Source organism: Pseudomonadota bacterium (assembly GCA_011049115.1).
GTDB lineage: Bacteria > Desulfobacterota > Anaeroferrophillalia > Anaeroferrophillales > Tharpellaceae > DSCM01.
On the sequence record DSCM01000067.1, the window covers coordinates 1 to 6,836 of the forward strand.

Sequence of the window (6,836 nt, forward strand, 5' to 3'; positions counted from 1 at the left end):
CAATTGCGCACCTCGCACGCGTGCGCTCAGCCAGCCGCAGGGCTTAGGGCTCCCTGGCCCTGGAAAAACGTCGAACCTTTACGAGAGGTTACGAAAAAACACCCAATCGCCGTCAAAACTTAAGCTGGCTGAAAATATACAAAAGCGGTTGACTTTTTCAGATTTTCGTTATAACGTTTGCCCCTCGGATTTATTCCTTGCCCGCGCGAGCAGACCAAGAAGGTTTACCGGCGGATAAGAATTGCAGCTTTCGAGCAAATAAATCCTCCTTTTCAGCTACAACAAGCAGAATTATCGACCACGAAGGTCGGCAGAGGTTCCGTTGCACGGGCTGCCGCTTTCGTGGTTTTTTAATTTTTGGCACGCCTTGAATCCGGCCGCAAACCACAGCCACCTTCAGGTAATTTCTTCAGTTACGAGCCGTCTCTACCAAGGAGAAAATTAATGCTGACGCCTGCTCACCGACTCCTGTTCATCATCCTCCTGATCGCCACCGCCTTGCCGTTGCCGGGTCATCCGGTTGCAAGTCTGGCGGCGGAAGAACCCTCTTTTTCACCGCAGGCTACCAGAATCGATGAGCTGACGGTCAAGGCTCTGCCGATCAGTCCCACCCGGCAGGAAGGAGACCTCCTTTATACCGGCAGCGAGATCACCCCGGACGGCCTGGAACTGGCAGGCATCGGCGGTCTCAGCAGCGTTTACCAGGCTTTTTCCGTTTTGCCCGGGCTTAATCCCGAACTTATCGATCCCAGTGGCATCGGCGGCGCCGAGCTTCGCCTGCGCGGCATTCGCAGCATGTTCGCCGGCATGTCGGCGGAGGGCATTCCCAATTACGGCATTATGGGAATCGGTCCCCGCGATTACCTTTACGATCTTGAAAATATAGAATCGCTGAAACTCTATCGTGGCGCCGCGCCGGCCCCTTTGAGCAGCGGCACCGGTAATCGTGGCGGCACCATTGCCCTAAGCTACACCAGACCGGCGGAAACCTCCGGTCTGGTGCTGGAGCAGAGTCTCGGCGCTCACTCTTTAAGCCGCAGTTTTCTCCGCCTCGACTCGGGACGGCTGCCCACTGCGGGCCGGGCCTTTGTTTCCGCCTCCCACACCGAGGCCAACAAGTGGAAAGGCCGGGGTGAGGTCGGCGGACGCGAGCATCTGACCATCGGCCTGCAGCAACCCCTGGGAGACCGCTTCGAAGCCGAACTCTTCTACAACTACGATGATGCCGAGATGGACCTGTATCAAGCGCTCAGCTACAATCAGGCCCGTCATATCTCCAGCCATTACAATGATGATTACCTTAAAGAGGTGACCGGCGGTCCGGCCGACGTCGACTATTACAAATATCACCATAACCAGACTGAAAACCACGACCTGGTAGCGATTTTCACATATAAAATCAGCCAGGATCACAGCCTGACCTTAAAACCCTACTATGCGAGCGAGGATAAAAAATGGCTGGACGGAGCCGCCGACAAGTATGTCGACAGCGAGCGCTTCGGCTACAAGCTCGAATATGTGGGCCAATGGCAAGATTATCTGGTAAGCGCCGGCTACTGGTATGAAAACCATGACCTGGAAAAATATATTCGCAAGAACAAGCTCGATGGCGCCGGTCGGAACTACGCGGGTTGGGCTTATCTCGCCGAAAACCGGGGCGCGGGCCAGATCCACACCCCCTATTTCCAGTTGAGCCGTCAATGCGGCCCTTTCAGCTGCCAGGCCGGAATTAAATATTTTTCCCTTAAAGAACCCGCCAGCCTGGCCTATCTCAGCAACAAGGACACTCCGGCCGTCTATCATGACGCGCTCAATCACAACCTGGGCGTCGATGCCGCGATGAGCTTGCAAAGCCTGCGTTATCAGAAATGGCTGCCGACGCTGAGCTTCGGCTTTCAGGCTTCTCCGACCCTGGATTTCTATCTCAATTACGGCCGCAATTTCATGCGGCCGTACGCCTACGTTCCGCTGGCAATGACCTACAGTCAGAACCGAGACAAATTTCAGGCGGCCGGCATCACCCTGCAGGATGTTTTCGACCAGTGGAAACTGGAGACCTCGGACAACTTTGATTTCGGTTGCCGTTTTCAACATCGCTGGTTCAGTCTCGCCCCATCCATTTTCTACGCTCAGCATCACGATCTGCTGTTTGTCGCCTTTGACCCAAAGGTCGGGGTCAACTACCATCAGAACCTCGGCGACGCGACCATCTGGGGGGTTGAGCTGGAATGCAATATCTATCCGGCCGACAACCTGATGTTCTATTTCAATCCAAGCTACAGCCAAGCCACCTTCGATGACGACGTCAACAACTCCGGCGCCGGGCTGGCCGCCAAAAACCAGGATCTGCCCGACACCCCGCGCTGGCTTTTGAAAGCCGGCGCCATCTACCGCTGGGGCGATCTGAGCTTCGCTCCCAGCCTGAAATATGTCGACCGGCGCTACGGCGACATTGAAAACCGGGAAAAAATCGACCGCTACACAACGGTTGACATGACCATCGGCTATAGGTTAAAGAACCTGAAGTTTCTCCGGGAAGCCGGGCTGGAACTCGAATGCATTAATCTTTTCGATAAGAAATACGTCGGCACTATCAATGCCGACGACGACGGCTCTTCCGCCAGCCAGTATTACGCCGGGGTGCCTTTCACCCTGATCGGCAAAATCAGCGGCAAATTTTAGGACGAAACTTTCCGCCATGAAAGCACGCAACCTTTTTATCCTGTTGGGGCTGCTGTTGGGTTCCCTGTTCCTGGACGGTCGAACCGAGGCCCGCGAGATTATCGACCTGGCAGAACGCCAGGTCATCGTCCCCGATCGGGTCGACAGAATTGTGGCGTTGGGCCCCGGCGCCCTGCGTCTGGCCACTTACCTGCAGGCCATCGATCAGGTGGTCGGCATCGAGGAACTGGAGCTGAAACCCCTGCCCGATTTTTTTCGGCCCTATTCCGAGGCCATTCGCCGGGAGCTGACCCAGCTCCCCTGCATCGGCAGCGGCGGCGCCGGCAAGCTCCCTGATTGCGAAGCTTTGCTCGCCTGCCGCCCCCAAGTGATTTTCGTCATTGGCCTGGATTATCGGCAAAGCGAAAACCTCCAGGCCAAAACCGGCATTCCGACGGTCATTCTAAGCTACGGGAAACTCGGGGTCTGGCGTCAGGAAGCGACCCGTTCGCTGACACTGATGGGAGAAATTATCGGTCGCCGGGAGCGGGCCGCAGCCATCACAGCCTACCTGGAAAAGACGCAAGCCGAACTGCGGGACCTCTGTCGGGGCGCGGCCCACCCCTCGCCCCGGGTTTATTTCGGCGGCCTGGCCTACAAGGGAGGACGCGGCTATGAAAGCACCGAGAACGGCTATTTCCCGGGCCAGTTGGTCGAGGCCGAGAATGTCGCCGGATCAGATCCGAACGGCGACCATCTGTTTATCGACCAGGAAAAACTGCTGCAATGGGACCCGGAGATTATCTTTCTCGACTCCAGCGGCCTGTCCCAGATCGCTCTTCAGTATCTGCAAAACCAAAGATTTTTCGAGCTGCTTCGAGCCGTGCGCGAAAACCATCTCTACACAGTGCTGCCCTACAACCAATATAACACCAACCTTGAAAGCGCCCTCGCCAACGCCTGGTTTATCGGCAGTCGGCTGTACCCGCAGAGTTTCGCGAAGCTCTGCATCGATACCAAGATTGACGAAATCTTCCGTTTTTTTCTGAATCTCAGGGTTGATGGAGCCACGTTACCGGCTTTTCAGCCCGTTACGCTGAAAAACCTCGCCTGCCGCTGATGGATAAAGCTTCTGCCGTCCCCATTTCCGATTATCGGAAACGGCTTCAGCGCCGCAACCTGAGCGGTGTTTTTCTGCTGCTGGCCATCATCGTTCTTTTCCTGTTATCCCTGAAAATCGGCACCTACCAATTCTCCTGGTCGACCCTGATGGAAGTCCTGGGCGGTTCCGATCGTCAACCGCTGTTGACACACGTTATTAATCGCATTCGTCTGCCCCGGGCTCTGGCCGCGCTGCTGGCCGGAGCCGCCCTGGGCTGCTCCGGCGCGGCCATGCAGAATGTCCTGCGTAACCCGCTGGCCTCCCCCTTCACCCTCGGCGTCTCGCAGGGAGCAGCCTGCGGAGCTGCCTTCGCGATTATCGTATTGGGGGCGGGACTACCTCGAGCAGATGGTTTTCTGTCCCCGAGGCTGGCCCCCTATATTGTGGTTCTTGCGGCCTTCATAGGGGCTCTGCTGACCGTCGCGGTCCTGAGCATGCTGGCTTATTTCCGCGAAATCACTCCGGAATCCCTGATTTTGTCGGGAGTGGCTCTCAGTGCTTTTTTCGGAGCCTTGACCATGCTGCTTCAGTATTTCGCCAGTGATGTCGAGGTGGCAGGCACCGTTTTCTGGACCTTTGGCGATCTCGGCAAAGCCCGCCCTCGGGATTTGTACCTGATGGCCCTGCTGCTGTTTCCAGCCCTCCTTTACCTCTGGCGCCAGGGCTGGAGTTTCAACGCCCTGCTCTGGGGCGACGACACCGCCTTAAGTCTCGGCATAGAGGTCGAACGCCTGCGTTTATTCACCCTACTGCTCACCTCCCTGCTGGCCGCGGTCACCATCGCCTTTCTCGGAATTATCGGTTTTGTCGGCCTGATCGCTCCCCATCTGATGCGCCCCCTGGTCGGCCAGGACTATCGCTATCTGATTCCCTATTCGGCCATGGCCGGAGCCCTGCTGCTGCTCGGCGCCGATCTGCTCGCCCGCCTCCTGCTGGCCCCGACGATTCTGCCGGTCGGCATTCTCACGGCTTTTGCCGGAGCCCCGCTTTTTCTCTACCTGCTGGCCCGAGGCCGCAAGGAAAGAAGATGAGTGTCGAACTGCGCCAAATTTCCTTCAGCTATCCCCATAATCAGGTTTTAACCGATATTTCCTTCAGGCTTGAAACCGGGCGGCTCGGGGTTGTTATGGGGACCAACGGCTCCGGCAAATCGACCCTGATCAAAACCATCAACCGGCTGCTCAAGCCTCAGAGGGGCACGGTTCTGCTGAACGGTGCCGACTGTCGAGACTTTTCCCGCCGTGACCTCGCCCGGCGCTGCGGGTACATGCCACAGAAATCACCGGCCATCAATTGCACGGTGTTTGAAGCCGTGCTCCTGGGACGGCAGGCGGTGACGACCGGTTTTGCCGCAAACCGGGAAAGCCATCTTCGAGAAGTTGACAGGATCCTGAAAATGATTCATCTTGATCAACTTTCCGATCGCCTGACCAGCGAACTCTCCGGAGGTGAACTGCAAAAGGTGGTCATTGCCCGAGCGCTGGTACAAAAACCCGGGCTGTTGCTGCTGGACGAACCCACCAACCACCTTGATCTGGTCAACCAGTTGGAGGTCATGGCGCTGCTACGCAAAATCACCCATGAACTCCAGCTGACCACCCTGGTCGTGACCCATGATCTCAACGCCGCCCTGCGCTTTGCCGATCACTTCATTTTTCTGCGCCGGGGCCGGCTGCACGCGGCCGGAACCAGTGCCATCATCACTCCGAAACTGATTGAAGAAGTCTTCCGGCTCAAGAGCGTGCTCACCGAGGTCGCCGGCCTGCCGGTCGTGGTTCCGCTGAGCGCCTGATTTTTTCATTTACCGTTTTCCGGCAGTCGCCCAGCCCAACCTTGTCCTTGCGGCAACGGAAAGATGCTGACTGGGCTATCCCTAAAATATTCCTTGACCTCGTCACTGTAAAATGAGTACACCTTGGCTTTCAAACTCAAGCCGCCCCAAAAAAATTTTGTCGGCTCAGGAAATCAGTCATGGCCACAAATAACCAACCGGCCGTCGGCCGCCGGCAATACCCCATCGGGCTGTTAATCCTCGGCCTATTTTTCCTCGTCCCGCCGGCAAACGCCGATAAAAGCTTGGCCGACGCTAAGCTTTTATCGCAAGCACCAAGCCCCCCCTTCGAGGAAAGGCTTTCGGCAGCCACCGCTCCTGAAACCGAAAATCAAATTCAACTCCCTTCAGGTTCTCGCCCGGTCCGCATCGGCCTCTACGAAAACAAGCCCAAGATTTTCACCGCCGCCGACGGTCGGGCTGCGGGAATTTTCGCCGGCATTATCGAGGAAGTCGCTAAGCAGGAAAACTGGCAGTTGATCTTTGTTCCTTCGGCCTGGACCGCAGCCCTGGCGGCGCTTGAGCGGGGACAGATCGACCTGATGCCGGATGTCGCTTTTTCACCGGAAAGAAAGCAATTTCTGGATTTCCACCAGGAAGAGGTTCTCGAAAGCTGGTCCCAGATCTATACGCACCCTAAGAAACCGGTTAAAAACTGGTCTGATCTGCACGACCTGCGCCTCGCCCTGTTCGAGGATTCCATTCAGCAAACTACTCTGGAACGAATTCTCCGGGGGCTTGGCTGTGAAAACTCCATCATCAAGGTGGACTCCTACGAAAAAGCCTTTACCCTGACGGCCCGGGGAGAGGCGGACGCGGTGGCGGCCAATAACTTTTTTGGAAACTATTTTTATCAGGATTACGACCTCGAGCGCACGGCGCTCGTCTTTAACGCGGCGCCCTTGTTTTTCGCCGCGAGTCGGGGTCGCAACGCCGACCTGCTGACAGCTATCGACCGGCATCTGCGCACCATGAAGAACCAGGCGGGTTCGGTATATTATCGTGAGCTGGGACAATGGCTGGAAAAACCGGCCCAGAAAATTGTGCCGCCATATCTGCTTTGGATCATCGGCGCGGTTTTCGGGGCGTTGCTTTTAGCCCTGACCCTGATCCTGCTGTTGCGCGCGCAGGTGCAGAAACGCACCCGTCATCTGCTGCGGGCCAATGAGAAGCTGCGGGCCA

The 6,836-nt window shown here is 56.8% G+C and carries 5 protein-coding genes; all 5 read left to right on the top strand.

What is annotated here, in order from left to right; all coding sequences use genetic code 11:
* Positions 1 to 444: 444 nt before the first annotated feature.
* Positions 445 to 2,682 (top strand): TonB-dependent receptor, encoded by a 2,238-nt coding sequence (locus tag ENN66_05370; protein HDS16027.1) that lies wholly within the window; start codon positions 445 to 447, stop codon positions 2,680 to 2,682.
* Positions 2,683 to 2,698: 16 nt separating this feature from the next.
* The gene (locus ENN66_05375) at positions 2,699 to 3,781 is read left to right on the top strand and encodes an iron ABC transporter substrate-binding protein (protein HDS16028.1); all 1,083 of its coding nucleotides are present in this window, start codon (positions 2,699 to 2,701) and stop codon (positions 3,779 to 3,781) included.
* Complete coding sequence (locus ENN66_05380; GenBank protein HDS16029.1) at positions 3,781 to 4,854, top strand: iron ABC transporter permease; 1,074 nt, start codon at positions 3,781 to 3,783, stop codon at positions 4,852 to 4,854. The genes ENN66_05375 and ENN66_05380 overlap by 1 nt, the downstream gene beginning before the upstream one ends.
* On the top strand, positions 4,851 to 5,615 hold the full coding sequence (locus ENN66_05385; GenBank protein ID HDS16030.1) for an ABC transporter ATP-binding protein: 765 nt from the start codon (positions 4,851 to 4,853) through the stop codon (positions 5,613 to 5,615). The genes ENN66_05380 and ENN66_05385 overlap by 4 nt, the downstream gene beginning before the upstream one ends.
* A gap of 179 nt (positions 5,616 to 5,794) precedes the next feature.
* On the top strand, positions 5,795 to 6,836 hold a 1,042-nt coding region (locus tag ENN66_05390), incomplete at its 3' end, for a transporter substrate-binding domain-containing protein (protein HDS16031.1).